General features: G+C 74.3%; 27 protein-coding genes. 21 read left to right on the top strand and 6 right to left on the bottom strand.

Annotated elements, in window-relative coordinates:
- Window positions 1-19 precede the first annotated feature (19 nt).
- From uraD to APR03_RS07480, 15 genes are all read left to right on the top strand, one after another.
- Window positions 20-511 carry a 2-oxo-4-hydroxy-4-carboxy-5-ureidoimidazoline decarboxylase gene (gene uraD / locus APR03_RS07550; RefSeq protein WP_253834278.1) on the top strand — a complete coding sequence of 164 codons (492 nt, stop codon included), beginning with the start codon at window positions 20-22 and terminating at the stop codon, window positions 509-511.
- Window positions 508-801, top strand: a complete 294-nt coding sequence (locus APR03_RS07545) for a hydroxyisourate hydrolase (RefSeq protein ID WP_253834276.1) — start codon at window positions 508-510, stop codon at window positions 799-801. The genes uraD and APR03_RS07545 overlap by 4 nt, the downstream gene beginning before the upstream one ends.
- Window positions 802-1,713, top strand: a complete 912-nt coding sequence (pucL, locus tag APR03_RS07540) for a factor-independent urate hydroxylase (RefSeq protein WP_253834274.1) — start codon at window positions 802-804, stop codon at window positions 1,711-1,713.
- Complete coding sequence (gene allB, locus APR03_RS07535) at window positions 1,710-3,155, top strand: allantoinase AllB (RefSeq protein ID WP_253834272.1); 1,446 nt, start codon at window positions 1,710-1,712, stop codon at window positions 3,153-3,155. Before pucL ends, allB begins: the two co-directional genes overlap by 4 nt.
- On the top strand, window positions 3,152-4,372 hold the full coding sequence (locus tag APR03_RS07530) for a pyridoxal-phosphate-dependent aminotransferase family protein (protein WP_253834270.1): 1,221 nt from the start codon (window positions 3,152-3,154) through the stop codon (window positions 4,370-4,372). The genes allB and APR03_RS07530 overlap by 4 nt, the downstream gene beginning before the upstream one ends.
- Complete coding sequence (locus APR03_RS07525) at window positions 4,369-5,661, top strand: Zn-dependent hydrolase (protein ID WP_253834268.1); 1,293 nt, start codon at window positions 4,369-4,371, stop codon at window positions 5,659-5,661. The genes APR03_RS07530 and APR03_RS07525 overlap by 4 nt, the downstream gene beginning before the upstream one ends.
- Window positions 5,658-6,494 (top strand): MurR/RpiR family transcriptional regulator, encoded by an 837-nt coding sequence (locus APR03_RS07520; RefSeq protein WP_253834266.1) that lies wholly within the window; start codon window positions 5,658-5,660, stop codon window positions 6,492-6,494. The genes APR03_RS07525 and APR03_RS07520 overlap by 4 nt, the downstream gene beginning before the upstream one ends.
- 4 nt (window positions 6,495-6,498) lie before the next feature.
- Complete coding sequence (locus tag APR03_RS07515; RefSeq protein WP_253834264.1) at window positions 6,499-7,389, top strand: FAD binding domain-containing protein; 891 nt, start codon at window positions 6,499-6,501, stop codon at window positions 7,387-7,389.
- 121 nt (window positions 7,390-7,510) lie between these two features.
- Window positions 7,511-10,279 carry a molybdopterin-dependent oxidoreductase gene (locus APR03_RS07510; protein ID WP_253834262.1) on the top strand — a complete coding sequence of 923 codons (2,769 nt, stop codon included), beginning with the start codon at window positions 7,511-7,513 and terminating at the stop codon, window positions 10,277-10,279.
- Window positions 10,280-10,324: 45 nt separating this feature from the next.
- Window positions 10,325-10,861 carry a nucleoside deaminase gene (locus APR03_RS07505; protein WP_253834260.1) on the top strand — a complete coding sequence of 179 codons (537 nt, stop codon included), beginning with the start codon at window positions 10,325-10,327 and terminating at the stop codon, window positions 10,859-10,861.
- Window positions 10,862-10,867: 6 nt separating this feature from the next.
- Window positions 10,868-11,452, top strand: a complete 585-nt coding sequence (locus APR03_RS07500) for a nucleotidyltransferase family protein (RefSeq protein WP_308216455.1) — start codon at window positions 10,868-10,870, stop codon at window positions 11,450-11,452.
- 48 nt (window positions 11,453-11,500) lie between these two features.
- Window positions 11,501-12,124 (top strand): cytochrome d ubiquinol oxidase subunit II, encoded by a 624-nt coding sequence (locus tag APR03_RS07495; RefSeq protein WP_253834258.1) that lies wholly within the window; start codon window positions 11,501-11,503, stop codon window positions 12,122-12,124.
- A 96-nt stretch (window positions 12,125-12,220) separates the two neighbouring features.
- Window positions 12,221-12,850 carry a hypothetical protein gene (locus APR03_RS07490; RefSeq protein ID WP_253834256.1) on the top strand — a complete coding sequence of 210 codons (630 nt, stop codon included), beginning with the start codon at window positions 12,221-12,223 and terminating at the stop codon, window positions 12,848-12,850.
- Window positions 12,851-12,905: 55 nt separating this feature from the next.
- Window positions 12,906-13,652, top strand: coding sequence for a DNA repair protein RecO (recO, locus tag APR03_RS07485; RefSeq protein ID WP_253834255.1), 747 nt, complete (start codon window positions 12,906-12,908; stop codon window positions 13,650-13,652).
- Window positions 13,652-14,449 carry an isoprenyl transferase gene (locus APR03_RS07480; protein ID WP_253834246.1) on the top strand — a complete coding sequence of 266 codons (798 nt, stop codon included), beginning with the start codon at window positions 13,652-13,654 and terminating at the stop codon, window positions 14,447-14,449. The genes recO and APR03_RS07480 overlap by 1 nt, the downstream gene beginning before the upstream one ends.
- Window positions 14,450-14,561: 112 nt before the next feature.
- Here APR03_RS07480 and APR03_RS07475 read toward each other — a convergent pair whose 3' ends face one another.
- From APR03_RS07475 to APR03_RS07455, 5 genes are all read right to left on the bottom strand, one after another.
- Entirely contained in the window at window positions 14,562-15,611 is a 1,050-nt protein-coding gene (locus APR03_RS07475; protein WP_253834244.1) for an iron-siderophore ABC transporter substrate-binding protein, read from the bottom strand.
- A 129-nt stretch (window positions 15,612-15,740) separates the two neighbouring features.
- Window positions 15,741-16,535 carry an ABC transporter ATP-binding protein gene (locus tag APR03_RS07470; protein ID WP_253834242.1) on the bottom strand — a complete coding sequence of 265 codons (795 nt, stop codon included), beginning with the start codon at window positions 16,533-16,535 and terminating at the stop codon, window positions 15,741-15,743.
- The gene (locus tag APR03_RS07465; protein WP_253834240.1) at window positions 16,532-17,578 is read right to left on the bottom strand and encodes a FecCD family ABC transporter permease; all 1,047 of its coding nucleotides are present in this window, start codon (window positions 17,576-17,578) and stop codon (window positions 16,532-16,534) included. The genes APR03_RS07470 and APR03_RS07465 overlap by 4 nt, the downstream gene beginning before the upstream one ends.
- Complete coding sequence (locus tag APR03_RS07460; RefSeq protein ID WP_253834238.1) at window positions 17,578-18,624, bottom strand: FecCD family ABC transporter permease; 1,047 nt, start codon at window positions 18,622-18,624, stop codon at window positions 17,578-17,580. Before APR03_RS07460 ends, APR03_RS07465 begins: the two co-directional genes overlap by 1 nt.
- Before the next feature lie 57 nt (window positions 18,625-18,681).
- A complete protein-coding gene (locus APR03_RS07455; protein ID WP_253834236.1) occupies window positions 18,682-19,227 on the bottom strand; it encodes a hypothetical protein in 546 nt (181 codons plus the stop codon).
- Between the two features lie 351 nt (window positions 19,228-19,578).
- On the opposite strand from APR03_RS07455, the gene APR03_RS07450 reads away from it, so the two are divergent.
- On the top strand, window positions 19,579-20,373 hold the full coding sequence (locus APR03_RS07450) for a helix-turn-helix domain-containing protein (protein ID WP_253834235.1): 795 nt from the start codon (window positions 19,579-19,581) through the stop codon (window positions 20,371-20,373).
- 10 nt (window positions 20,374-20,383) lie between these two features.
- Here the strand turns inward: APR03_RS07450 and APR03_RS07445 are convergent, their stop codons facing one another.
- Complete coding sequence (locus APR03_RS07445; protein ID WP_253834234.1) at window positions 20,384-21,790, bottom strand: glycine--tRNA ligase; 1,407 nt, start codon at window positions 21,788-21,790, stop codon at window positions 20,384-20,386.
- Window positions 21,791-21,948: 158 nt separating this feature from the next.
- On the opposite strand from APR03_RS07445, the gene APR03_RS07440 reads away from it, so the two are divergent.
- The 5 genes from APR03_RS07440 to APR03_RS07420 are packed head-to-tail and all read left to right on the top strand — an operon-like array spanning window position 21,949 to window position 26,358.
- Entirely contained in the window at window positions 21,949-22,965 is a 1,017-nt protein-coding gene (locus tag APR03_RS07440; protein ID WP_253834233.1) for a metal ABC transporter substrate-binding protein, read from the top strand.
- Window positions 22,962-23,762, top strand: a complete 801-nt coding sequence (locus APR03_RS07435; RefSeq protein WP_253834226.1) for a metal ABC transporter ATP-binding protein — start codon at window positions 22,962-22,964, stop codon at window positions 23,760-23,762. The genes APR03_RS07440 and APR03_RS07435 overlap by 4 nt, the downstream gene beginning before the upstream one ends.
- Window positions 23,763-23,770: 8 nt before the next feature.
- A complete protein-coding gene (locus tag APR03_RS07430) occupies window positions 23,771-24,694 on the top strand; it encodes a metal ABC transporter permease (RefSeq protein WP_253834758.1) in 924 nt (307 codons plus the stop codon).
- A complete protein-coding gene (locus APR03_RS07425; RefSeq protein ID WP_253834224.1) occupies window positions 24,694-25,095 on the top strand; it encodes a Fur family transcriptional regulator in 402 nt (133 codons plus the stop codon). The genes APR03_RS07430 and APR03_RS07425 overlap by 1 nt, the downstream gene beginning before the upstream one ends.
- Window positions 25,096-25,155: 60 nt before the next feature.
- Entirely contained in the window at window positions 25,156-26,358 is a 1,203-nt protein-coding gene (locus APR03_RS07420) for an NAD(P)/FAD-dependent oxidoreductase (RefSeq protein ID WP_253834223.1), read from the top strand.
- Window positions 26,359-26,364: the final 6 nt, after the last annotated feature.

Genomic DNA, 26,364 nt, shown 5'->3' with positions numbered 1-26,364 from the left:
TCGAAACTAGGTTTGTCCCGTGGACCTCGCGACCTTCAACGCCCTGCCCGCCCCGGAGGCGGCGTCGGCGATCCGACCGTGCGCCGACATCACCCCGTGGGTCGACGACGTCGTCGCGGGCCGTCCGTACGCGTGCCGCGACGCCCTGCTGCTGCGCGCGATGCGGGCCGCGGGGGACTGGTCGGCCGCCGACGTGGACGCGGCCCTGGCACGCCACCCGCGGATCGGGGAGCGGGCGTCCGGCACGGATGCCGAGGCGCGGCTGTCCCGGGGCGAGCAGCCCGTGGCGGCACAGGAGACCGCCGCGCGGATCGCGGCGGGCAACGCCGCCTACGAGGAGCGGTTCGGCCGCATCTTCCTGGTGCGTGCCGCGGGGCGGACGGCGGAGGAGATCCTCGCGAACCTGACCGAGCGGCTGGCCAACGACCCGGCCACGGAGGCGCTGGTGACGGCGGAGCAGCTGCGCCAGATCGCGCTGCTGCGGCTGGAGTCGGTGGTGGAGCCCGCATGAGCACCGCCTCGACGCACGTGCTGGACGCGGCGCGCGGCCTCCCGGCCGCGGGCCTGGCGGTCACGCTCGGCGACCGGCAGTCCGTGACCGACGACGACGGCCGCGTCTCCTGGGGCGAGGTCGAGGCGGGCCGGCACGTGCTGACGTTCGCCGCGGGCGACTGGTTCGGGGCGCAGGGCCGCGAGACGTTCTTCAGGCAGGTCGTGCTCGACGTGGTGCTCGGGCCCGGCCACACGCACGTCGCGCTGCTGCTGAGCCCGTTCGCGTACACCACCTACCGGGGGAGCTAGATGTCGATAGTCCTGGGACCCAACCAGTACGGCAAGGCCGAGGTGCGGCTCCTGCGGGTCGACCGCGACACCGCCCGGCACCGGATCACCGACCTGTGCGTGACGTCGCAGCTGCGCGGTGACTTCCGGGCCACGCACGTCTCGGGCGACAACACGGGTGTCATCGCCACGGACACGCAGAAGAACACGGTGCAGGCGTTCGCGCGGGACGGCGTCGGCTCGCCCGAGACGTTCCTGCTGCGGCTGGCGCGGCACTTCCTGAGGGAGCCGCAGGTCACGGGCGGGCGGTGGCGTGCGGAGCAGTACGGCTGGCAGCGGATCGGCGCGCGTGGGGCGGGGCACGACCACGCCTTCGTCCGGGGCGCGGCCGAGCGCCGCACCGCGCTGGTGCACGCCGACGACGCGGGCCTGACCGTGCTCGCGGGCGTCCAGGACGTCACGGTGCTCAAGTCGACCGGCTCGGAGTTCTCGGGCTTCCCGCGCGACCGGTACACGACCCTGGCCGAGACCGACGACCGGATCCTGGCCACGGACGTCACCGCGTGGTGGCGGTACGCGCCGTCCTTCGCCGAGGCGGCCGGGCCGCGGGAGTTCGACGAGCGCCACGCCGCCGTCCGCGCGCTGCTGCTAACCACGTTCGCGGACCTGCACTCGCTGGCCCTGCAGCAGACCGTCTTCGCCATGGGCCGGGCGGTGCTGGAGGCGTTCGACGACATCGCCGAGATCCGCCTCTCGTGCCCCAACAATCACCACTTCCTCGTGGACCTGGAGCCGTTCGGGCTGGACAACCCCGGCGAGGTGTTCTTCGCCGCCGACCGGCCCTACGGGCTGATCGAGGCGGCGGTCCAGCGGCAGGACGGGCAGGCGGGCGGGGAGCATCCCGTCTGGGCGACGATCGGAGGCTTCGTATGACCGACCGGCTGATCGGGTCCGAGCGCGTGCTGGTCGAGGGCGAGCTGCGCCCGGCCGTGGTGCGCACCGAGGGCGACCGCATCGCCCAGGTGTGGTGGGGCACGTCCGACCCGGACGCGGTCACGGCCCACGACGACGGGATGCTGGGCGCCCCGCCGCCGCGGCCGACGGCCGTCTGGCACCTGCGCGACCGGGTGGTCCTGCCCGGGGGCGTCGACACCCACGTGCACGTCAACGAGCCCGGCCGCACCCACTGGGAGGGGTTCACCTCGGCGGCGCGGGCCGCGGCGTACGGCGGCATCACCACGATCGTGGACATGCCGCTCAACTCCATCCCGCCCACCACCACGGTGGAGGCGCTGCGGGTCAAGCAGGCGGCCGCGCGGGCCGCGGCAGAACGGCTGCCCGAGGACGCCGAGTGGGAGAGCGGCCGGCTGCCGGTCGACGTCGCCTTCTGGGGCGGCGCCGTACCGGGCAACGCCGACCACCTGGAGCCGCTCTGGGACGCGGGCGTGCTGGGCTTCAAGGCGTTCCTCGCCGACTCCGGCGTGCCCGAGTTCCCGCCGCTCGACCCCGACGAGCTGGTCGTCGTGATGGACCGCCTGGTCCGGTTCGACGGGCTCCTCGCCGTGCACGCCGAGGACCCGGCGGTGCTCGCGGCGGCGCCGCGCCCGCCGTCGCGCGCCTACGCCGACTTCCTGCTGTCGCGACCCGAGGCGGCCGAGACCGCCGCGGTCCGTACGCTGCTCGACGCCGTCCGCGAGACCGGCGCACGCACGCACGTGCTGCACGTGTCCTCGGCCAAGGTGCTCGACCTGCTCGCGGAGGCCAAGGCCGAGGGTCTGCCCGTGACCGCGGAGACGTGCCACCACTACCTGGTGCTCGCCGCCGAGGACATCCCGGACGGGGACGCCGCCTACACGTGCTGCCCGCCCATCCGCGACCGGGGCAACCGGGACGCCCTGTGGGACGGGCTGCGCGAAGGCATCCTGGACTGCGTGGTCAGCGACCACTCGCCGTCGTCGGTGGCGGAGAAGCGGCTGGGCGGGCCGGTCGGCGAGACCGACCTGCAGGCGGCCTGGGGCGGCATCTCCGGTCTGCAGACAGGCTTCGTCGCCCTGGCCGACGCCGCCCGCCGGCGCGGGGTGTCCCTGGCGGACGTGTCCCGGTGGACGTCGGCGAACACCGCCGCCCTGGTGGGCCTGGACCGGGGCGACCGGCCCAAGGGCGTCATCGCCGAGGGCGCGGCGGCGGACCTGGTGGTCTACGACCCGGACGCCGTGACGACCGTCGATGCCGCGCAGCTCGCGCATCGCAACCCGGTCAGCGCGTACGACGGCCTGACGATCACGGGCGCGGTGACCGACACGCTGCGCGCGGACGGCCGCCTGATCGCCCGGCCCGGCAGCGCCGCCGCCCAGCACGCCGGACGGCCCGCATGACGCAGGTGCACCCGCCCGCCCGGCTGCTCATGGGCCCCGGGCCCGTGGACGCCGACCCCCGCGTGCTGCGCGCCATGGCCGCGCCGCTGGTGGGCCAGTTCGACCCGTTCATGACCGGCACCATGACCGAGACCATGGCGTTGTGGCGGACAGTCTGGGACACCACGAACGAGCAGACGTTCCTCGTGGACGGCACGTCGCGGGCCGGCATCGAGGCCGCGCTCGTGTCGCTCCTGGAGCCCGGCGACCGGGTGCTGGTGCCGGTGTTCGGCAGGTTCGGGCACCTCCTCGCGGAGATCGGCGCCCGCGCGGGCGCCGAGGTGCACACGATCGAGACCGAGTGGGGCACCGTCTTCGACCCCGGGCAGGTCGAGGACGCCGTGCGCCGCGTGCGGCCCCGCGTGGTCGCCGTCGTGCACGGGGACACCTCCACGACCATGGCCCAGCCGCTCGCCGACCTGGGCCGCATCGCCCACGAGCACGACGCCCTGCTGTACGTCGACGCCACCGCGACCCTCGGCGGCAACCCGTTCCCCACCGACACGTGGGGCGTCGACGCCGCCACGGCCGGTCTGCAGAAGTGCCTCGGCGGGCCGTCCGGCAGCGCGCCCGTGACGCTCTCGCCCGCGGCCGTCGCCGCCATCGGCCGGCGCACGCAGATCGAGGCCGGCCTGCGCACCGCGCACGACGTGCCGCCCGCCGGCGCGCCGATCCGGTCCAACTACCTCGACCTCGCCCAGATCATGGAGTACTGGGGGCCGCGCCGCCTCAACCACCACACCGAGGCCACGTCGATGCTGTATGCCGCACGCGAGTGCGCCCGCCTGCTGGCCGACGAGGGCGTGGACGCCGCCGTCGCCCGGCACGCCCGGCACGGCGCCGCCATGCTCGCCGGCGTGCGCGGGCTCGGCCTGGAGGTGTTCGGCGACCCGGCCCACACGATGCACAACGTGGTCGCCGTGCGCATCCCCGCCGGCGTCGACGGCGACGCCGTGCGCGGCACCCTGCTGGACGACTTCGGCATCGAGATCGGCACCTCGTTCGGCCCGCTGCACGGCGTCGTCTGGCGCATCGGCACCATGGGGTACAACGCCCGCCGCGACGCCGTGCTCACCACGCTCGCCGCCCTGGAGCACGTGCTGCGGCGCGCGGGCCACCCGGCACCGGCCGGGGGCGGCACCGACGCCGCCCTCGCCTCGTACGCGGAGGCCCCATGACCGAGCCCATGACCGGGACGGCGGCCTGGGTGCTCGAACGGTGCGACGAGCTCACGCGCCACACCGCGCGCGACGACGCCCTGGAACGGGTCTACCTGTCGCCCGAGCACGCAGCGGCCAACACCGCCGTCGCCGCCTGGATGCGCGACGCGGGCCTGGCCACCGCGACCGACGCCGCCGGGAACCTCTGGGGCCGCCGCTCCGCCGCGGGAACGCCCCAGCAGCCCGGCACCCGGGGCGAGCCCGCCCTCGTGCTCGGCTCGCACCTCGACACCGTGCCCGACGCCGGACGCTACGACGGCATGCTCGGCGTGGCGCTCGCGATCGCCGTCGTCCACCGGCTGCGCGGTACGGCGCTGCCGTTCGCGCTGGAGGTCGCCGGGTTCTCCGACGAGGAGGGTGCCCGGTTCGGCAAGGCGCTGCTCGGCAGCTGCGCCGCCTCGGGCCAGTGGGACGCTGCCTGGTGGGACCAGGCCGACGCCGACGGCGTGACCCTGCGCGACGCGTTCACGGCCTTCGGCCTGGACCCCGGCCGCGTGGGCGCCGCCGCCCGCCGCCCGCAGGACCTGGTCGGCTACCTGGAGGCCCACATCGAGCAGGGCCCCGAGCTGGAGGCGCTCGGCCTGCCGCTCGGGTACGTCACCACGATCGCGGGGGCGCGGCGGTTCGTGCTGACCGTCACCGGCGAGGCCCGGCACGCGGGCGGTACCCCGTACGCCCGGCGCCGGGACGCGTTGGTCGCCGCCGCGCACCTCGTCACCCGGATCGAGGAGCTCGCCGTCGACGCCGGCGGCCTGGCCACCGTCGGCGAGCTGCGCGTGTCGCCCGGGGCGGTCAACGTGATCCCCGGCCGCGCCGAGCTCACGCTCGACCTGCGCGCCCGCACCGACGCCGCCCGGGACGCCCTGTGGGGGCGGGTCGCCGCGGCCGCGCGGGACATCGCGCGCGAGCGCCACGTGAGCATCGAGCACGCCGAGACCCACCGGGCGCCGTCGACCACCTGCGACGAGCGGATGACGGCGGCGGTCGTCGCGGGGATCGCGGCGGCCTCGCCCGAGTTCGCAGGGCGTGCGGACGACGTGCCCGGGCTGTGGAGCCCCGCCGGCCACGACGCCATGGCGATGGCGGCCGTCACCGGGGTGGGCATGCTGTTCGTGCGCTGCCGGGACGGCATCAGCCACCATGCGGACGAGAGCGTCGAGGCCGCCGACGTCGCCGCCGCGCTCGACGCGTACACGGCGGCGGTGCTCGCGCTGGCGGACAAGCCCGTCGCGGAGGTAGCCCGATGACGATCCCGGCAGCCCCGCCCCTGGAGGACCGCGTCGCCTCCGCCTACCGCGGCCTGTCCCCGCAGGAACGTCGCGCCGCCGACACCCTCCTGGACCACCTGGGGGAGCTCGGCACGTACCGGGCGACCGAGCTCGCGGCCCTGGCCGGAGTCTCGAAGGCGACGATGAGCAGGCTGTTCCGCAAGCTCGGGTACGAGGACTTCGAGGGGCTGCGGGCCCACCTGCGCGCCCGCCGCGGGCGGGGCCTGCCGATCGCCGTCGGCCCGCCGCCGGGCCTGCGCGAACGGCTGGAGCAGGAGGTCGCGAACCTCGAGAAGGCCTACGCGCTGCTCGACGACGCGGTGCTCGACGAGATCGCCGCGGCGCTCGCGACCGCGGGCGACGTCGTGGTGGTCGGCCGCCGGGGCTCCCTCGGCCCGGCCACGCAGCTGCGGCGCAACCTCGTGCAGGTGCGCGGGCGGGTGCACCTCGCGCCCGCGCCGGGCCAGTCGCTGGCCGACGACCTCGTCGGCCTCGGCCCGCGCGACGTCGTCGTGGTGGTCTCGGTGCGCCGGCACGCCTTCCGCGTGGCCGAGATGGTGGAGTCCCTGCTGGCGGACGGCGTGCGCGTGCTCCTGCTCGCCGACTCCAGCCTGCGCCACCTGGCGGGCAGCGTGACGTGGTGGATCGAGTGCCCGATCAGCACGCGGGGCGCGTTCGACTCGATGGTCGCGCCCGTGAGTCTCGTGGCGGCGATCTCGGACCGCGTGCACGAGGTGCTGGACGGCGCGCCCGCCCGGGTCGACGCGATCGACGACCGGTACGCGCTGCTGCGCGAGATCGACGAACGGTGACGCCGTGGACCTCGACGTCGACACCCTCCGGATCGCGCGCACGCGGGCCGACTGCGTGCTGCGGCCCGGCGAGGTCTTCCTGGGCGGGGGCACCTACCTGTACTCCGAGCCCGTGCCCCGGGGCGTGACCGGGCTCGTCGACCTGACCGGCCTGGGCTGGGAGCCGTGGTCCGTGGACGGCGCGGGCCTGCGCGTGGCCGGGACGTGCACGCTCGCGGAGCTGCTCGCCGGTCCGGGTGCGCTGGCGGGTCCGCGTCCGGGTCCGGGTGCGCTGGCGCCGTCCGGCGCGGGCGCGGCCCCGTACCGCGCGCTCGCGATCGTGGCGCCGTGCGTGTCCGCGCTGACCCTGTCGCCGAAGGTTGCGCGCACCGCGACGGTGGGTGGGAACCTGGCGCTGGGGCTGCCCGCCGGGTCGATGGCCGGGCTGTTCGCGGCGCTCGGCGCCACGGCGGTCGTCTGGACGCCGGGGGCGCCGTCCGTCCCGGCCGCGGGATCGCGTGAGGTCGCGGTGTCCGACCTGGTCACCGGCGCGGGCACGGTCGACCTGGCGCCCGGGGAGCTGCTCCGCGAGGTGCGGGTGCCCGCCTCCGCGCTCGGGCAGCGGACGGCGTTCCGACGGATGTCCCTCACCCCGACCGGCCGGACGTCGGCGATGGTGACCGGCCGGTCATCATCGGGCGGGACCGCGCCGGGACGCGTGCTGCTCGTGCTGACCGGGTCCGTCCCGGCTCCGGTCCTGCTGCAGCTCGACCCCGGCGACCACGCGGCCCTGGACCGCCTCGTCGACCGCCGGATCGACTGGTTCGAGGACGCGCACGGCAGCGCCGCGTGGCGTGCCGCCATGACCCGGCGCCTGGCCCACGAGGTGCTCGACGAGCTGAGCGGGGCGCCATGAGGTCCGCCGAGACGGTTGCTCCTTCGGGAGTGTTGCTCTGTGTAGACCGTGTCGACGCAGAGCAACACACCCGCGGAAGAAAGTCGTTCCCCGAGGCCGGCGCACGCCCGGGAGACGCGCCATGAGGATCGACGGTGCCGACGTCACGGCCGACCCCCGGCCCGGGCAGTGCCTGCGCACCTACCTGCGGGAGCACGGCGCCACCGCCGTCAAGAAGGGCTGCGACGCCGGCGACTGCGGCGCGTGCACCGTGCTGCTCGACGGCGACCCCGTGCACTCCTGCCTGATCCCCGCGCACCGCGCCGCCGACGCCGAGGTGGTCACCGCGGCGGGCCTCGGCCGGTACGGCCCGGGCACGGACCCGGATCCGGATCCGGACCCGGATCCGGACCCGGATCCGGACTCCATGGACGCCGACCCGGACCCGCTGCACCCCGTCCAGCGCGCGTTCGTCGCCGCGGCGGCGTTCCAGTGCGGGTTCTGCACCCCGGGCATGGTGTGCACCGTCGCGGGCACGCCGGCCCTCGCGGAACAGCCCCTCGCCGAACAACCCCTCGCCGAACAACCCCTCGCCGAACAACCCCTCGCCGAACAGCTGAAGGGCAACCTGTGCCGCTGCACCGGGTACCGCTCGATCCGGGACGCCCTCGCCGGCCGGGTGAACACCGAGGCGGCGGAGCCGGGCCGGGCGTTCGGCCGCGCCGTCGTCGCGCCCGCAGCCGCCCGCGTGGTGCGCGGACGCGAGCCCTACACGCTCGACGAGCCCGAGCCGCCGGGTCTGCTGCACGTCGCGGTGCTCGGCAGCCCGTACCCGCACGCCCGCATCACGCGCATCGACGCCGCCGCGGCACGCCGGGCACCCGGGGTGCACCTCGTGCTCACCCACCACGACGTGCCCGCCACCCTCTACTCGACCGGACGGCACCAGAACCGCCTGGACGACCCCGACGACACCCGCATGCTCGACCCCGTGCTGCGGTTCGCGGGCCAGCGCGTCGCCGTCGTCGTCGCCGAGACGCCCCGGCAGGCCCGTGCGGCACTCGCCCTGGTCGAGGTCGACTACGAGGTGCTGCCCGCCGTCCTCGACCCCGAGACCGCCCGCCGGCCCGACGCCCCGGTGCTGCACCCCGGCCGCACGCCGGAGGAGCACCGGGTCGCGGACGCCGGCCGGAACGTCGTCGCGCAGCTCCACGAGGAGCACGCCGAACCCGGGCACGACGGCGTCGACGCGGCGCTCGCGGCGTCGGCCGCCACCGTGACCGGCACCTGGACCACCGAGCGCGTCAACCACGTGGCCCTGGAGACGCACGGCGCCCGCGCCTGGACGACGCCCGGCCCGGACGGCGACGTGCTCCACGTGCGCACCTCCACCCAGGTGCCCTTCCTTGTGCGCGACGAGCTCGCCCGCCTGCTCGGCCTGCCCCGGGAGCGGGTCCGGGTGGTCGCGGGCCGCGTCGGCGGGGGGTTCGGCGGCAAGCAGGAGCTGCTCGTGGAGGACGTCGTGGCGCTCGCTACCCTGCGCACCGGGCGGCCCGTCCAGTGGGAGCTCACGCGCAAGCAGCAGTTCACCATGGTGCCGTGCCGCCACCCCATGCGGGTCACGGTGCGGGCCGGGGCGGCGGCGGACGGTGCGCTGACCGCGCTCGCGATCGACGTCCTGGCCGACACCGGCGCCTACGGCAACCACGCGCCGGGCGTGCTGTTCCACGGGGTGCACGAGTCCATGGCGGTGTACCGAGCCCCGGTCAAGCGCGTGGACGCCGAGTCCGTCTACACCAACACCGTGCCCTCGGGGGCGTTCCGCGGCTACGGCCTGGGCCAGGTGCAGCTCGCGATCGAGGGCGCGATCGACGAGCTGGCGGGGCGGCTCGGCCTCGACCCGGTCGAGATGCGCCGCCGCAACGTCGTCCGCCCCGGCGACCCGTTCGTCGTCGGGCAGCCGGTGGAAGGTGACCTGGAGTACGGCGCCTACGGGCTGGACCAGTGCCTCGACCTGGTCGAGGAGGCGCTCGCGCGCCCGGTCGAGCCCCCGGCCGGCGCCGGGTGGGCGCTGGGCCGCGGCGTCGCGCTCGCCATGATCGCCACGATCCCGCCGCGCGGGCACCACGCGCATGCCCGGGTCACGCTGGAGGCCGACGGCGGCTTCGTGGTCGACGTCGGCACCGCCGAGTTCGGCAACGGCACCACCACGGTGCACGCGCAGATCGCGGCCACGGAGCTCGGCGTGCCGCTCGACCGGGTGCGGGTGCGCTCGTCCGACACGGCGACCTCCGGCTACGACACGGGCGCCTTCGGCTCGACCGGCTCGGTGGTCGCGGGCCTCGCGGTCCAGCGCGCGGCCGCCACGCTCCGTGCGGACCTGTCAGCGGCCGGTGCGCCCCGCCCGGGGATGTCGGCGGAGGGGTCGCACGACGGCTCGCCGCGGTCCGTGGCCTTCAACGTGCACGGCTTCCGCGTGGCCGTGCACGCGGAGACCGGGGAGGTGCGGATCCTGCGGTCGGTGCAGGCCGCGGACGCCGGCGTCGTCATCAACCCGGAGCAGCTGCGCGGGCAGATCGAGGGCGGTGTAGCGCAGGCCCTCGGCTCGGCGCTGACCGAACGCATGGTCGTGCGCGACGGCCTGGTCGTGACCCGCGCCCTGCGCCACTACCGCGCGCCCCAGATCGCCGACGTCCCCGACACCGAGGTGCTCTTCGCCGACACCGTCGACCGCCTGGGCCCGCGCGGCGCCAAGTCGATGAGCGAGGCGCCCTACAACCCGGTGGCCCCGGCACTGGCCAACGCGATCGCCGACGCGACGGGCGTGCGCCCCTACGACCTGCCGATCCAGCGCGACCGCCTGTGGGCCCTCCTGCGCCCGGGGGTGGAAACAGACGTTTCGGCACATTGACCTCCTCGGAACGCCGGTGAAACGCGGCGGTGCGAGCATCGAAGGATGATCAGCCCCACCGACACACCCGGCGTCCGGTCCCGTACCGGCGTCCGGTCCCGTACCGGCGTCGGCCCGGACGACGAGGCCTGGCTCGCCCGCGCCGTCGAGGTGGCCGGCCGCAACGTGGCCGACGGCGGTGGCCCCTTCGGGGCCGTCGTCGTGCGCGCGGGGCAGGAGGTGGCCGCCGGCGGCAACCGGGTGACGCGCGACCTCGACCCCACGGCGCACGCCGAGGTGGTCACCATCCGGGCCGCCTGCCGTGCCCTGGATACCTTCTCCCTGGCGGGGACCACGCTCTACGCCTCGTGCGAGCCGTGCCCGCTGTGCCTGTCCGCGGCGCTGTGGGCCCGCGTGGACCGCGTCGTGTTCGCAGCGGACCGGCACGACGCCGAGCGCGCCGGCTTCGACGACCGCGAGTTCTACGACCTGCTGGAGCGCGACCGCTCGACCTGGCCCAGCCCCGTCGTCGGGCACCGCATCCCCGGGGCGGGCGTGCCGTTCGACCTGTGGCGGGAGCACCCGGCCCACACCCGGTACTGACGCGTGGTGCCCGTGACGGCCCTCGGCATCGTGCTGGCCGCAGGCGCCGGCCGCCGGTTCGGCGGGCCCAAGGCCCTGGCCCGCGACGCGGGCGGCGTGCCGTGGGTGCACCTCGCCTGCCGCACGCTGCACGACGGCGGGTGCGCCGAGGTGGTGGTCGTGCTCGGGGCGGACGCCGACCTGGCGCGGGCGCTGGTGCCCGAGGGTGCACGGCCCGTCGTCGCCGCGGACTGGGCGAGCGGCGTCGCGGCCTCCCTGCGCACAGGCCTGACGGCAGCGGCCGAGACTCGCGCCGACGTCGCCGTCGTCACCCTCGTGGACCTGCCCGGCCTGCGCGCGGACGCCGTCCGCCGCGTGCTGGCCGCCGCCCCGGACGCCCGGACCGCCCGCGGCGTGCTCGCCCGCGCCGCGTACGACGGCGCGCCCGGCCACCCGGTGCTGCTGGGTCGCGCACACTGGGCCGCCGTGGCCCGGTCGGTGGCCGGCGACACCGGCGCCGGCCCGTACCTGCGGGCCCACGACGCCGCAGTGATCGACTGCACGGACGTCGGCGGCGGCCGCGACGTCGACGAAGCCCGGACTGCTACGTAGGCTTTCCGGTGTGGACGTCACGGAACCTCGTGCCCTGGTGGGCGCCGCATGAGCGCGGTCGTGTGGGGCGTTCTGCTGACGGTCCTGCTGGTCGCGTGGGTGGTGCTCGACGGGGCGGTCCAGGGCGTCGGCGCGACCCTGCTGCACGAGCGCGGCAAGGACGGCAGCGACCGCCGGCGCTCGCCGGCGCGGCGCGGCGTCGTGCTGGACGCCGTCCGGCCGCTGCGGCTGCCCGGTGAGGCGTCCCTCGTCGCGGCCGTGCTCGTGCTGGTGCTCGCGTTCCCGCGGGCCGCGGGCGACCTGTTCCGCGTGGCGTACCCCCTGGTGGTCGCCCTCGCCGGGGCGGTGGTGGTGCGCGACGTCGCCCTCTGGCTGCGGGGCCGGCGCCCCGGCCAGGTCTGGCACGACGTCTGGGAGGCGGTGCTCGTGGTGGCGAGCATCGTGATCGCCGGGAGCTGGGGCGCGCTGCTCGGGGTCTCCTGGGAGAACGGGCTGGCCGCGCTGGGCCTGGCCGTCGTGGCCGTGGTGGTCACGCGCCTGCACGGCGACGCGGTGGTCGTACGCCGGCTGCGCGGCGTCCACCCGCTGCCCGTGGTCGTCACCGGCATCATGATCGCGGCCCCCGTGGTGGGCACGGCGGTCGCGGTGTGGCCCCGCCTCATGACGGGCTGAGCCCGGCTGGGCCCGGCTGTGCCTGGCTGCGGATCGGTTACGAACGGGACGTATCGCCCATGGTGGCGACGGCGCGCCGGTAGGATCGGGCACACCATGACCATGAAGAACCGCATCATCTGCGCGCTGCTCGGCGCCCTGGCGTTCGCCACCGCGACCCTGCTCCTGCCATGGCTCCCGGACGCGCTCGTCGGCCTGCTCGGCACCGGCGGCATCCTGCTGTTCCTCGCCGCCCTGGTGCTGCCGACCAACACCCGGCAGCCGCCGGTGCACAGCCTCACGATCCTCGACAAGGGGTACCTGACCCCCGCCGAGATCCACAAGGTGCTGGGCATCTGGCTGCCCAGCGGCAGCGCGGCCCTCGAGGCCCGCGACGCCCAGTGGACCGTCGCCCGGCACGTCGCCCGGTGGCGCGCCGACCACGTGGTCAACGTGATGGACTACCACGGCGTGGTCGCCGACCGCCGGGTCGACATGCTGTCCGTCATCCAGTGGGTCGGCATCCAGCTGCTGCCCGCGTTCCTGGGCCTGATGTTCCTCATCCCCACCCTCGCGATCAGCGGCTTCGACCGGATCAGCATCAACTTCCTGCAGACGCTGCTGCTCTTCGTGGTCTGGGGCTCGGTCGCGCTCGGCGTGCGCTGGGTCCTCGAGAAGCACGTGATCCACCGGTTCGTGTGGGAGCCGGAGCTCACGCCGGACGGCACGCGGTTCGTCGAGCGCTGACGCGCCCGCGGCCGCGGCGTCGGGGAGTGTCGGTGACTGGGGGCAGAATGGCACCGTGCCCCTGTACCGAGACGACGCGATCGTGCTGCGCACCCAAAAGCTGGGCGAGGCGGACCGCATCGTGACGTTCCTGACCCGCGAGCATGGCAAGGTGCGTGGCGTGGGCAAGGGCGTGCGACGCACGTCGTCCAAGTTCGGCGCCCGGCTCGAGCCGTTCATGGGCGTCGACGTGCAGCTCCACACCGGTCGCAGCCCCCGCCCGGGCATGGGCCTCGACACCGTGACCCAGGTCGAGACCATCGGCGCCTACGCCCGCCGCATCTGCGAGGACTACACCCTGTACACGGCCGGGACCGTGATGCTCGAGGCCGCCGACCGGCTGGTCGCGCAGGAGCACGAGCCGGCGGTGCAGCAGTACTGGCTCCTGGCCGGCGCGCTGCGCGCCCTGTCGGAGCGGCACCATGACGCCGGCCTGGTGCTCGACTCCTACCTGCTGCGGGCGCTCGCGGTGGCGGGGTGGGCGCCGTCGTTCGAGGACTGCGCACGCTGCGGCGAGCCGGGCCCGCACCACGCGTTCAACGTGGCGCAGGGCGGCGCGGTCTGCTCCCGCTGCCGTCCGCCGGGGTCCACGGCGCCCGCACCCGAGACCTTTGCCCTGCTGTCCTCGCTGCTCGCGGGCGACTGGGCGACCGCCGACGCGTCGGACGCGCGGCACCGCAAGGAGGCGAGCGGCATCGTCGCCGCCTACGGGCAGTACTACCTGGAGAGAACGTTGCGATCGTTGAAGATGGTGGAGCGCTGATGGCCCGGGGTACGCGGCGGGAGCTGGTGGCGCCGTTCCCGCACCCGTCCGGCCGGGTCGCGCCCCGGATCCCGCGGGAGTTCCTGCCCCGGCACGTGGCCGTGGTGATGGACGGCAACGGGCGCTGGGCCAACGCCCGCGGCCTGCCCCGCGTCGAGGGGCACAAGGCGGGGGAGAACTCGCTGCTCGACGTCGTGGCGGGTGCCGTCGAGGTCGGGGTCGAGTACATCTCCGCGTACGCGTTCAGCACCGAGAACTGGAAGCGGTCGCCCGAGGAGGTCCGCTTCCTCATGAACTTCACGCAGGACGTGATGCGGCGCCAGTGCGACCTCATGGCCTCGTGGGGTGTGCGGATCCGCTGGGCCGGCCGTCGTCCGAAGCTGTGGAAGTCGGTGATCGACGTGCTGCTGGAGGCCGAGGAGCGCACCAAGGACAACGACCTGTGCACGCTGACGATGTGCGTGAACTACGGCAGCCGGGCCGAGCTGGCCGACGCGGCGGCGGCGATGGCGGCCGACGCCGCGGCAGGTCGGCTCGACCCCCGCCGCATCACGGAGAAGACGGTGCAGAAGTACCTGTACCTGCCGGACGTGCCCGACGTGGACCTGTTCCTGCGCTCGTCCGGCGAGCAGCGCACGTCGAACTTCATGCTGTGGCAGGCGGCGTACGCCGAGATGGTGTTCCTGGACGAGCCGTGGCCGGACGTCGACCGTCGGCACCTCTGGGACGCCGTGGAGGAGTACGCGAAGCGCGACCGCCGCTACGGCGGCGCCCTCGACAAGCCCACCGCGAAGTAGAACTGTGGCGAAGTAGAACTGTGGCGAGATAGAACTGTGGCGAAGCAGAACCCGGCTGAGGTTCTACTTCGCCACAGTTCTATCTCGCCACAGTTCTACTTCGGCGGGGTGGTTAGTTGGTCAGGGTGTCCGACAGGGCTTCGATCAGCTTCGGCATGCCCTCGGGGTACTGGACCGACAGCGCCGTCGGGGGCGAGACCGCGGAGACCGCGACGGTGCCGACCTGCTGCACCACCATGCCGGCCTTGACGGCGGGCAGCGCCTGCAGCTCCTTCTTCTCGGGCAGGGCCGCGGCCTCCTCCTCGGTGTACGTGTAGGCCACGACCACGTCGGACTCGAGCTTGTCGAGCTCCTCGTACGACAGCGTGTAGAAGAACTCGCCGTCGTCCGGCGCGAGCTCCTCCACGGCGGGGGCCGTCTCGAAGCCCAGGCCCTCGAGGAACCCGGCGCGCGGGTCGGCGGCACGGTAGACGTAGATCAGGCCCTCGGCCGGGGAGTCGACGATCGCCGCGACCGTCTTGCCCGCGAACTCGGGGTGCGCCTCGGCCTGCTCGGCCAGGTAGGCGTTGATCTCCTCGACCTTCTCCTCGCCGGCGGCGCTGCGGCCCAGGGCGTCGTCCGTGGCGGTGATGATCTCGTCCCACGGCGTCTGCCAGGGCGTCTCCGGGTAGGCGACCGTCGGGGCGATCTCGCTCAGCAGGTCGTACTGCTCCTGCGTGAGGCCCGAGTACGTGGCGATGATGACGTCCGGCTCGGCGGCGGCGAACTCCTCGTAGGGCACGGTCGCGCCGGCCTCGGCGTCGGTCAGCACGGTGGGGTGCTCGACACCGGCCTCGTCGTAGGCCTCCTCGACCCACGGCAGCAGGTTGCCCTCGCCGACGGTCCACGTCTGCTCGGCGACGGCGACCGGGAACACGCCCGCCGCGATCGCGGCCTCGGTGGAGCCCCAGCCCCACGTGGCCACGCGCTCCGGCGCCTCCTCGATGACGGTCTCGCCGAGCGCGTGCTCGATGGTCAGCGGGAACTCGTCGGTGGCACCCGAGGCGGCGGCGGACGGCGTCGCGTCGTCCGCGGCGGGGGCCTCGGAGGCACAGCCCGACAGGGCGAGGGCGGACGCGGCGGCAAGGCCGACGGCCGCTGCGAGGGAACGGCGAGGGCGCACTGTTACTCCCGGTGTTCGTCAGGGGACCGGCGGTCACCGGTCGAGATGAGGTAACCCTAACCACATTTGGTCACGACGATGTTTCGGAATTGGCCCGGATCCGGAGTGAGGAACCCCACGGGGTGAGGTTCACGCGCCCGCGTGGAACCGGCCCACGGGCACCACGAGCGGGGTTCCCGCCACCGGGTCGGGCACCACCTGGGCGCGCAAACCGAACGCCTCGTCGACCACCTCCTGGGTGAGCACCGCCGACGGTGCGCCCTCGGCGACGATCCGCCCGGCGGACATCACCACCAGGTGGTCCGCGTACCGGGCGGCGAGGTTCAGCTCGTGCAGCACCATCGCGACGGTGGTGCCGCGGTCGCGGTTGAGCTCCGTGAGCAGGTCCAGCAGGTCGAGCTGGTGGCGCACGTCGAGGAAGGTGGTGGGCTCGTCGAGCAGCACGATGTCGGTCTGCTGGGCCAGCACCATCGCGATCCAGACCCGCTGCCGCTGGCCGCCCGACAGCTCTGCGACGGGGCGGTCCGCGAGCTCGGCCACGCCGGTGGACTCCAGCGCGGTGGCGACCACGGCGTCGTCGTCCGAGGAGTGGCGGCCGAACCAGCCCTGGTGCGGGTAGCGGCCGCGCGCGACCAGCTCGGCGACGCGTACGCCGTCGGGCGCGATCGACGACTGCGGCAGCATGGCGACCTTGCGCGCCAGCTCCTTGCGGGGCATCGCGGTGATGTCGGTGCCGCCGAGCGTGACGCGCCCGCCGTCGATGGGGTGCAGGCGGGCCAGCCCGCGCAGCAGCGTCGACTTGCCGCAGGCGTTCGGGCCGACGACGGCGGTGATCTTGCCGTCGGGCAGCGTCAGGTCGAGGCCCTCGATGACCTTGAGTCCGTCATAGCCGAGGCTCAGCCCCTCGGCGCGCAGGTTGGTCATCGGCTCCTCTTCTCGGTCGTGGCGAGCAGCCACAGCAGGTAGGGGGCGCCCACGAGCCCCGTGACGATCCCGACGGGGGCCGCGACGCCGAGCAGCCCGTGCTGTCCGACGACGTCGGCCACCAGGGTGAGCGCGGCACCCGTGGCGGCGGACGCGGCGAGCGCGGCGCCGCCGTCGTTCACGAGGCGGCGGGCGATGGCGGGCGCGACCAGCGCGACGAAGGCGATCGGGCCGCCGGCACTGGTGGCGAGCGCGACGAGCGCGACGGCGAGCAGCAGGGCGCCGACGCGCGCGGCGTCGACGTGGACGCCGAGGGCGCGCGCGTTGTCGTCGCCGAGGGCGAGCGGGCCCTGCGTCCGGGCCACGACCGCGACGGCGACCGCCAGCACGAGCGTGCCCGCGGCGACGAGCGCGAGCTGCTCGCCGCGGATGTCGGACACGGAGCCGACGGTCCAGGTCAGGACGGCGGCCGCCTCCTGCTCCTGCGACCGGGCCATGATCCACGCGATGAGGGACGCGCACAGGTAGGCCAGGCCGACGCCCACCAGCACGAACCGGATCGAGTGCAGCCCCTTGCGCCAGGCGAGCACCCAGATCAGGAGCGCGATGGTGCCCGCGCCGGTGAACGCCAGCCCGGACAGCGCGACGCCGCTGAGGCCCAGCACGAGCGTGCCCGTCACGGCGCCGAGGCTGGCGCCCGTGGAGATGCCCAGGATGTCGGGGGAGGCGAGCGGGTTGCGCAGCGTCGACTGGAACAGCGCGCCCGCGAGGCCGAACGCGGCGCCGACCACGACGGCGGCCTCGACGCGGGGCAGGCGCAGCTTCTGGACGACGAAGACGTCACCCTTGTCGCCGAGGCCGACGGCGCCCGCGATCGCCTGGCCCGGGGTCAGGCCGGCCGCACCCATCAGGAGGGCGCCGGTGCCCGCGACGAGCACCACGAGCACCATGCCGGTCAGGACGAGGACCTGGCGGCGGCGTCGCGTGGCGCGCAGGCCGGCGACGGTCGTGCGCAGGGCGGAGGTGCGCAGGTCGCCGGCCATCAGGCTCCCGCCACGTTCCGGCCGCGTGCGACGGCGACCAGCACCGGGGCGCCGAGCAGCGCGGCGACCACGCCGGCCTCGAGCTCGGAGCGGGGCAGCACGAGCCGCCCGAGCACGTCGGCGGTCAGCAGCATGACCGGGCCGAGCAGGGCGCCGATCGCCATGATCCAGCGGTAGTCCGTGCCGACCAGGCGCCGCGCGGCGTGCGGCACCACGAGCCCGACCAGGGCGACGGGCCCGGCGAGCGACGTCGCGGTGCCGGCCAGGAGCACGATGGCCACGGCGGCGAGGGCGCGCGTGGTGCCGACGCGCTGCCCCAGGGCCGTGGCGACGTCGTCGCCGAGCGCCAGCATGTTGAGCCGGTGCGCGAGCGCGGCGGCGAGGACCACGCCGACCAGCACGAACGGCCACAGCATCGCGACCGTGTCCAGGCCCCGGCCGGTCAGCGAGCCGACCGACCAGAAGCGGTACAGGTTGAACGCCTGCTGGTCGCGCAGCAGGACGAGGGTGATGAGCGGTGTGATGAGCGCGGTCACGGCGGCGCCGACCAGCGCGAGCCGCACCGGCTGGCCGCGGCCCACCGAGAAGACGATGGCGGCGGCCGCCGCGGCGCCCACGAAGGCGAACCAGACGTAGCCGATCGGCGACGTGACGCCGAAGATCCAGACCGCGCAGACGACGGCGAGCGACGCGCCGGAGTTGAGGCCGAGCAGGCCGGGGTCGGCGATCGGGTTGCGGGTGACCCCCTGGATCAGGGTGCCCGCGGTCCCGAGCGCGACCCCGGCCGCCAGGCCGACGACGGTGCGCGGCAGCCGCTGGTCGAGCACCACGTCGTGGTCCACGAAGCCGGCGACCGGCGCCGTCAGCGCCCGCCAGACCTCGACCGGGTCGATGTCGCGGACGCCGAGCGCGAGGCTCGCGAGGACGACCAGCAGCAGCGCGGCCAGGGCCGTGAGCACCGCGAGCGTCCGGTGGCGGGCGCGGCGAGCCACGGCCTCCGCACCCTCACGGCGTCCCGCGGGAGCGGCCGTGGGTGAGGTAAGCATTGCCTAAGCATTTCACAGCGTCAGGCATGCTCGGTACGGGTCCGGCCGTCGGGTTCGTCAGCGGCCGGAGTAGGAGTCGCAGCCCCAGCCGTCCTTGTCGGCGTCCAGCCGGTGGTAGTCGTTCGTGCCCACCCAGACGGTGCGGCGGATGTCCGAGCAGTCGAGGTCGGGGTTGGTGGACGAGACGGGGCACTGCCACCTGCCGTTCGGGTAGACGCAGACGGCGTCGGCGGCGGAGTCCGCCTTGTATGCCCCCGTCGGGCTCGTGTACTTGACGGTCCACTTGCCGGAGCGCGTCGCCTTGGCGGTGTACGTGTAGGCGCCCTTGCTGGTGGTCCGGACCGTGCCGACCTTGCGGGAGCCGTCGGCTCCGGCCGGGTCGAAGTGCACGGTGAGGACCTTCGCGCCCATCGGCAGCACGGTGCCGTTCCGGTTGTACTTGAGGGTGCCCTTCAGGGTGACGGTCTTGTTCTTGGCGACCGGCTCGGGCTTGGCGTCGAGCGTGACGTTGGTGCTGTAGGCCGGGGCGGCGTACGCGGGGGCGGACGCCGTCAGGGCGAGCGCCAGGACGCTCACGAGCGCGATGATGCTTCGGCGGATCATGTGGTGGTCGAACCTCTCGGGTACTGGATCTGTTGGGTACGTGATCTGCGCAGACGCTGTTGCGCCTACGGAGTTCCAGAGCCGCGACGACGCCGATCGTGACTCCGTCACCCCCGCCTTCACCCGGGTGAACCCAGGGAACCTGCGAGACCTCCGGGGAGAGCCTTCTTCGCGCGCGTGTGTTGCTCTGAGTAGACCGTGTCTACTCAGAGCAACCTGTCCTCGGAGAGGCGGCTCTCCCCGCCGTGCACAGTTGTCCACAGGCCCTGCCGGTGCCTTCGCGGCGGGACGCCGGGCCGCGCAGGATGAGGTGGTGCGGACATCCAGCAGGTGGCGAGCGGGCAGGGTGCGGTGACCGGGCGAGACGTCCCGGCCGGGTGGGGCGACGCGGGTGGTGACGCGGCCGGGCGGGGCGCCGCGGTCGACGTGGCGAGGCTCGTCCGGTCCGCTCGGTACGCAGCGGGGCTCACCCAGGCGGTGCTGGCCTTCCGGGCCGGGGTCTCCCGCGCCACGGTGGCGGGGATCGAGACCGGGGCACGGTCGCCGTCGTGGGACATGCTGTCGCGACTGCTGGCCGCGGCGGGCAAGCAGGTGCGGGTCGAGCTCGAGCAGCTCGACGACGACGTGCGCCGGGCGGTCACCGCGCAGGCGGGGGACACGGGCGCGGTGGACAGCCTGAGCATGACCGTCTCGCTCATGGAGGGCCTCGTCGACGTCGGCTACCGGTTCGAGGGGCTGGCGGCCGCCGTCCTCCTCGGTGCGCCGGTCGCACTGCCCCGGGAGGTCGACCTCGCGCTGCCCGACGGGCCGGACGGCGTCGACTGGCTCGTCGGGCTGCTGCGGACGGGCGCGGCGGAGGTCACGCCGCTGGGCGAGTCGTTCCCGCTGAGCGGGGCGCGCAGCGCGGAGGGCGTCGCCCGGCTCGTGGAGCGCGGCACGGACGGGAAGTTCTTCCTGGAGTACTGGCTGCGCACCTTCCTGGTGCGGTTCGCGCCGCGCGAGGACGCGGGCCGTGCCGTACTCGTCGTGGGGGAGCACGCACCCCTGCGCGTGCAGCCGCTGCACGAGATCGAGACCGGCGACAAGGACGCCGCGCGCGTCCTGCGGCTGCTGCGGGAGCAGGCGCAGGACACGCGCGGCGGGTGAGGCGGGAGCGTCAGGCGCCGACGAGGTGACCGGCGAGGTAGCCGACGACCTTGTCCAGCGCGACGCGCTCCTGCTGCATGGTGTCGCGGTGCCGGATGGTCACGGCCTGGTCCTCGAGGGTCTCGAAGTCGACCGTGATGCAGAACGGCGTGCCGATCTCGTCCTGCCGGCGGTACCGCTTGCCGATCGCCTGCGTCACGTCGTAGTCGACGTTCCAGTACTTGCGCAGCTCCGCGGACAGCTTCTCCGACGTCGGCAGCAGGTCCGCCGTCTTGGACAGCGGCAGCACCGCGGCCTTGACCGGGGCCAGGCGCGGGTCGAGGCGCAGCACCGTGCGCTTGTCCACGCCGCCCTTGGTGTTCGGCGCCTCGTCCTCGGCGTAGGCCTCCACGAGGAACGCCATGAGGGAGCGGGTCAGGCCCGCGGCCGGCTCGATGACGTACGGGAAGTACTTCTCGTTCGTCACCGGGTCGCGGTAGGCCAGGTCCTTGCCCGAGCTCTCCGTGTGGGTCTTCAGGTCGAAGTCCGTACGGTTCGCGATGCCCTCGAGCTCGCCCCACTCGCTGCCCTGGAAACCGAAGCGGTACTCGATGTCCACGGTGCGGGTCGAGTAGTGCGACAGCTTCTCCTTCGGGTGCTCGTAGTGGCGCAGGTTGTCCGCGGAGATGCCGAGGTCCGTGTACCAGTTGGTGCGGTAGTCGATCCAGTACTGGTGCCACTCCTCGTCCTCGCCCGGCTTGACGAAGAACTCCATCTCCATCTGCTCGAACTCGCGCGTGCGGAAGATGAAGTTGCCCGGCGTGATCTCGTTGCGGAACGACTTGCCGATCTGGCCGATGCCGAACGGCGGCTTCTTGCGCGCCGCGGCGGCGACGTTCGCGAAGTTCACGAAGATGCCCTGCGCGGTCTCCGGGCGCAGGTAGTGCAGGCCGGACTCGTCCTCGACCGGGCCGAGGTACGTCTTCAGCATCATGTTGAAGTCGCGCGGCTCGGTCCACTGGCCGCGGGTGCCGCAGTTGGCGCAGACGATCTCGGCGAGGCCGCCCTCGGGGGCGCGGCCCTTCTTCTCCTCGAACTCCTCGATCATCTGGTCCTCGCGGAACCGCTTGTGGCACGAGAGGCACTCGGTGAGCGGGTCGGTGAACACGCCGACGTGGCCGGAGGCGACCCAGACCTGGCGCGGCAGGATGACCGACGAGTCCAGGCCGACGATGTCGTCGCGGCTCGTGACCATCGCACGCCACCACTGGCGCTTGATGTTCTCCTTGAGCTCCACGCCGAGGGGGCCGTAGTCCCACGCCGAACGCGTTCCACCGTAGATCTCACCCGACGGGAAGACGAAACCTCGTCGCTTCGCGAGCGAGACGACGGCGTCGAGCTTGGCGGTCTGCGCAGAGCGCACTGACTTGTCGGACACGGGGGTCTCTCCAGGGGAACGGGTGGTGACGATGTCCGCCAAGCCTACCGTCCGGCCCGGTCAAGGCCTTGACGAATACCCGGACTCCTCCTCCGCGTGACCGACCTCTCCCGGCCGACCTTTGACAACCGTTCTCACCACGCGTGAGAATCGTTCTCATGAGATCCCCCCGCGCCGCCGGCGCCGCCCTGACCAGCCTCGTCCTCGCCGGCGCGGCCACGCTCGCGGGCTGCTCGGCGCAGGGCTCCGGGACCTCCGGCGGAGGATCGGACGGCGTCACCGTGCTCGCCTCGTTCTACCCGCTCCAGTACGTCGCCCAGCAGGTCGGCGGTGACCTCGTCACCGTGGACAATCTCACGCCGCCCGCCGCGGAGCCCCACGACCTCGAGCTGTCCCCGGTGCAGGTCCGCGAGATCGGCACGGCCGACCTCGTCGTCTACCTGTCGGGCTTCCAGGCCGCCGTCGACGAGGGCGTCGAGTCCCGCGCACCCGAGCACGTGGTCGACGCCGCGGACGCCGCCGAGCTGGTCGAGCACTCCGGCGCCGAGGAGGGGCACGAGGGCGAGACCGAGGCGGAGCACGCCGAGCACGCGGACGAGCACACGGACGAGGACGCGGGGACCGAGGACGACGGCCACGGCCACGGCGCCGCCGACCCGCACTTCTGGCTCGACCCGAGCCGGCTCGCGGCCGTCGGGCAGGCCGTGGCCGACGAGCTGGCCGAGGTCGACCCCGAGCACGCCGACGAGTACGCGGCCGGCGCACTGCGCCTCGGCGAGCAGCTCGACGACCTGGACCAGGAGATGGCCGACGGTCTCGCCGCGTGCCAGGGCGCGACCCTCGTGACGAGCCACACCGCGTTCGGCTACCTCGCCGACCGGTACGCGCTGGAGCAGGTCGGCATCTCCGAGCTGGACCCCGAGGCGGAGCCGTCGCCGGCCCGCCTGCGCGAGATCCGCGACGTCGTCGAGGCGAACGGCGTCGCGACCCTGTTCTCGGAGACGCTGGTCAGCCCCAGGGTCACCGAGACCCTCGCCGCCGACCTCGGCGTGCGGACCGCGGTGCTCGACCCCCTGGAGGGACTGTCCGAGGAGGCCACGGCCGCCGGTGAGGACTACGTGTCGGTGATGCGGGCCAACCTCGCGGCCCTGGAGGAAGGGCTGGTCTGCGCATGACAGAGACCCGCGAACCCGTCATCGAGGCCCGGGACCTGCACTTCCGGGCCGGAGCCAGCCACATCCTGCGCGGCGTCGACCTGATCGTCGAGCCGGGCGAGGTGGTCGCGCTGCTCGGCGCCAACGGCTCGGGCAAGTCCACGCTGGTCAAGACCCTGGTCGGCATCAACCCGCCGACGCAGGGCACCGTCCGGCTGCTCGGCGAACCCCTGACCGCCGGCCGGCGCACGACCGTGGACCGGAGCCGGATCGGCTACGTGCCGCAGCGGGCGAACGCGGGCGGCGGCATCCCGTCGACCGCGCAGGAGGTGGTCGCCTCGGGCCTGCTGCACGGGCGCCGCCTGGCCCTGCCGCGCGGCTGGCGCGACCGCGTGGCCGCCGCGCTGACCCAGGTGGGCCTCGCCGACCGGGTGCACGACCCCGTGCACCTCCTCTCGGGCGGCCAGCAGCAGCGCATCCTCATCGCCCGCGCCCTGGTCCGCGAGCCCGACCTGCTCATCCTCGACGAGCCCGTGGCCGGCGTCGACGTCGCCAGCCAGGAGGCGTTCGCGACCACCATGCGGCGGCTCGTGGACGGCGGCCTCACGGTGCTCGTCGTGCTGCACGAGCTCGGCGAGCTCGAACCGCTCGTCACGCGCGCCGTCGTGCTCGGGCACGGCAAGGTCGTGCACGACGGCACCCCGCCCCAGGCCCGGCGCGACCACGACCGCGCCGGCCACCGCCACCAGCACCCGCACGCCGACGACAACACCCTCGGCGAGCAGGCCAGGGCCCTCGACCTGGAGGTCCGCCCGTGATCACCCTCATGCTCACCGACCCGTTCATGCAGCGGGCGCTGCTCGCCGCGCTCCTCGTGGGCGTCACCGCGCCCGTCGTCGGCACCTACCTCGTGCAGCGCAAGCTGTCCCTGCTCGGCGACGGCATCGGGCACGTGGCCCTGACCGGCGTCGCCCTGGGCTGGCTCGTCGGCGCGGGCATGGGCCTGACGCCGAACGACGCCCTCGCGATCCCCGGCGCCGTGCTCGCCGCCGTCGTCGGCTCCGTGCTGATCGAGGTCGTGCGCCGCCGCGGCCGTACCTCCGGCGACCTCGCGCTCGCCATCATGTTCTACGGCGGCATCGCGGGCGGCGTGCTGCTCATCGGCATCGCCGGCGGTTCCGCCGGCAACCTCATGCAGTACCTCTTCGGCTCCATCTCCACGGTGTCCGACGCCGACCTCTGGCTCACCGTCGTGCTCTCGGCGGTGGTCCTGACCATCGGCGTCGGCCTGCGCCACGCGCTGTTCTCGGTGAGCCACGACGAGGAGTTCGCCGTCGCCTCCGGGCTGCCCGTCTGGGCGCTGAACGTCGTGGTCGCCGTCGTCTCGGCGCTCACCGTCACCGTCGCCATGCGCGTCGTGGGCCTGCTGCTGGTCAGCGCGCTCATGATCGTGCCCGTCGCCGTGGCCCAGCAGGTCACCCACGCGTTCGGGCGCACCATGCTCACGGCGTGCGTCGTCGGCGTCGTGGTCTGCGTGACCGGGCTGTCCATCACCTACTGGCACAACGTCTCGCCCGGTGCGACTATCGTCGTCCTCGCCATCGCGGTCTACGCGGTGGTGTCCGTCGTGGCCCCGCTGGTGACCCGGCGGAGCCCCGCGCACGACCCCCATCCCGACCTGCCCGACGACGTCGACCTTCCCGCCGCCGCCACGGAACGTGCGGTGGCCGCCGCAAAGGAGTGCCGCTGATGGCCGCAGCACGCATGACCCGCCAGCGGACGGCCGTCGTCGAGGCTCTCGACGAGCTCGCCGACTTCCGCTCCGCCCAGCAGCTCCACGAGACGCTGCGCGCCCGCGGCGAGTCCGTGGGTCTCGCCACCGTGTACCGGGCGCTGCAGGCGCTCGCGGAGGCGAGCGAGGTCGACGTCCTGCGCGCCGAGGACGGCGAGAGCCTGTACCGCCGGTGCGCGCGCCGCGAGCACCACCACCACCTGGTGTGCCGGCAGTGCGGCCGGACCGTCGAGATCGACGGCCCCACGGTCGAGGCCTGGGCGTCGAAGGTGGCGGCCGCGCAGGGCTTCGACGACATCGAGCACACGATCGAGCTCTGGGGCACCTGCGCGGACTGCCGCGCGTCGTCGAAGGCCTGATCTCCAGGAAGAATTCCGGTGTGGATCGGATCCGGCCGGAGAGCGTGGCATCATGCGTGCATGACGTCAGCGCCGCGCCCCGTGGACCGGCGGGGACCCCTCCCCGCGCGCGCCGAGGTGGTCGTCGTCGGGGGCGGGGCGATGGGCGCCTCCGTCGCCTTCCACCTCGCCGAGGACGGCGTGGACGTGCTGCTCCTGGAGGCCGAGGAGCTGGCGTCCGGCAGCTCCGGCAAGCCCATCGGGGGAGTGCGGGCGCAGTTCTCCGACCCCGCCAACGTGGACCTCGGCAACCGCAGCCTGGAGCTCTACGAGGACTTCGCGCAGCGGCCGGGCGCGGACATCGGCCTGCAGCAGCCCGGCTACCTGTTCCTGCTCCCCGACGCCGCCGACGTCGCGCTGTTCGAGGAGTCGGTGGCCATGCAGAACGAGCGCGGTGTGGCCAGCCGCATGCTCGGCGCCGACGAGGTCCGGCGGCTCAACCCGTACGTCGACGTCGACCGCTACGCCGGGGCCGCCTACGCCGCGCGCGACGGCTTCGCGTACCCGCTGGCCGTCGTCGAGGGCTACGCGGCCGGGGCTGAGCGGCACGGCGCCCGGGTGCGCACGCACGTCACCGCCACCGGGTTCGAGTCGCGCGACGACCGGCTCGTCGCGGTCTGGACGGACCAGGGCCGGGTGCGGACGGACGCCGTCGTCCTGTGCGCCGGGGCCTGGACCCGCGACGTGGCGGCCAAGGCGGGCCTCGACCTGCCCGTGGACCCGTACCGCCGGCAGATCGGCTTCACCCCGGCGCTCGACCCCGCACCCCGCCGCGTGCCGTTCACCATCGACTACGGCACCACCTTCTACTTCCACAACGCCGACCCCGACGGCCTGCTGCTCGGCATCGCCGACCCGGCCACGCCGGTCGCGTTCGAGCGCACCTACGACCCGTCCTGGCTGCCGCTGCTGCGCGGCGCGGCCGGGGCCTGCGCCCCGGAGCTGGCCGACGTGCCCGTGGCGCGCGGCTGGGCCGGCCTCTACGAGATGACGCCGGACCGCAACGCCCTCATCGGCGAGGCCACCGGCGTCCCGGGCCGGGTGCTGTACGCGGCCGGCTTCTCGGGGCACGGGTTCCTCCAGGCGCCCGCCGTCGGCGAGGTGGTGCGCGACCTGTACGCGGGCCGCACGCCACGCATCGACGTGTCGGGCTTCGACGCCGACCGGTTCGCCGGCACCTCGACCGGCACGGGGCGACGAGGCCCCGAGTCGAACATCATCTGACGGACA

It is taken from the genome of Promicromonospora thailandica, assembly GCF_024171955.1.
Lineage (GTDB): Bacteria > Actinomycetota > Actinomycetes > Actinomycetales > Cellulomonadaceae > Promicromonospora > Promicromonospora thailandica.
This window is presented reverse-complemented; position numbering and strand designations above follow the sequence as displayed.

Coding starts and splice junctions, on each gene's coding strand:
- APR03_RS07545 (WP_253834276.1), top strand. CDS start 508: ATGAGCACCGCCTCGACGCACGTGCTGGACGCGGCGCGCGGCCTCCCG.
- pucL (WP_253834274.1), top strand. CDS start 802: ATGTCGATAGTCCTGGGACCCAACCAGTACGGCAAGGCCGAGGTGCGG.
- allB (WP_253834272.1), top strand. CDS start 1,710: ATGACCGACCGGCTGATCGGGTCCGAGCGCGTGCTGGTCGAGGGCGAG.
- APR03_RS07530 (WP_253834270.1), top strand. CDS start 3,152: ATGACGCAGGTGCACCCGCCCGCCCGGCTGCTCATGGGCCCCGGGCCC.
- APR03_RS07525 (WP_253834268.1), top strand. CDS start 4,369: ATGACCGAGCCCATGACCGGGACGGCGGCCTGGGTGCTCGAACGGTGC.
- APR03_RS07520 (WP_253834266.1), top strand. CDS start 5,658: ATGACGATCCCGGCAGCCCCGCCCCTGGAGGACCGCGTCGCCTCCGCC.
- APR03_RS07510 (WP_253834262.1), top strand. CDS start 7,511: ATGAGGATCGACGGTGCCGACGTCACGGCCGACCCCCGGCCCGGGCAG.
- APR03_RS07505 (WP_253834260.1), top strand. CDS start 10,325: ATGATCAGCCCCACCGACACACCCGGCGTCCGGTCCCGTACCGGCGTC.
- APR03_RS07495 (WP_253834258.1), top strand. CDS start 11,501: ATGAGCGCGGTCGTGTGGGGCGTTCTGCTGACGGTCCTGCTGGTCGCG.
- APR03_RS07490 (WP_253834256.1), top strand. CDS start 12,221: ATGACCATGAAGAACCGCATCATCTGCGCGCTGCTCGGCGCCCTGGCG.
- APR03_RS07480 (WP_253834246.1), top strand. CDS start 13,652: ATGGCCCGGGGTACGCGGCGGGAGCTGGTGGCGCCGTTCCCGCACCCG.
- APR03_RS07470 (WP_253834242.1), bottom strand. CDS start 16,535: ATGACCAACCTGCGCGCCGAGGGGCTGAGCCTCGGCTATGACGGACTC.
- APR03_RS07465 (WP_253834240.1), bottom strand. CDS start 17,578: ATGGCCGGCGACCTGCGCACCTCCGCCCTGCGCACGACCGTCGCCGGC.
- APR03_RS07460 (WP_253834238.1), bottom strand. CDS start 18,624: ATGCTTACCTCACCCACGGCCGCTCCCGCGGGACGCCGTGAGGGTGCG.
- APR03_RS07455 (WP_253834236.1), bottom strand. CDS start 19,227: ATGATCCGCCGAAGCATCATCGCGCTCGTGAGCGTCCTGGCGCTCGCC.
- APR03_RS07440 (WP_253834233.1), top strand. CDS start 21,949: ATGAGATCCCCCCGCGCCGCCGGCGCCGCCCTGACCAGCCTCGTCCTC.
- APR03_RS07435 (WP_253834226.1), top strand. CDS start 22,962: ATGACAGAGACCCGCGAACCCGTCATCGAGGCCCGGGACCTGCACTTC.
- APR03_RS07430 (WP_253834758.1), top strand. CDS start 23,771: ATGCTCACCGACCCGTTCATGCAGCGGGCGCTGCTCGCCGCGCTCCTC.
- APR03_RS07425 (WP_253834224.1), top strand. CDS start 24,694: ATGGCCGCAGCACGCATGACCCGCCAGCGGACGGCCGTCGTCGAGGCT.
- APR03_RS07420 (WP_253834223.1), top strand. CDS start 25,156: ATGACGTCAGCGCCGCGCCCCGTGGACCGGCGGGGACCCCTCCCCGCG.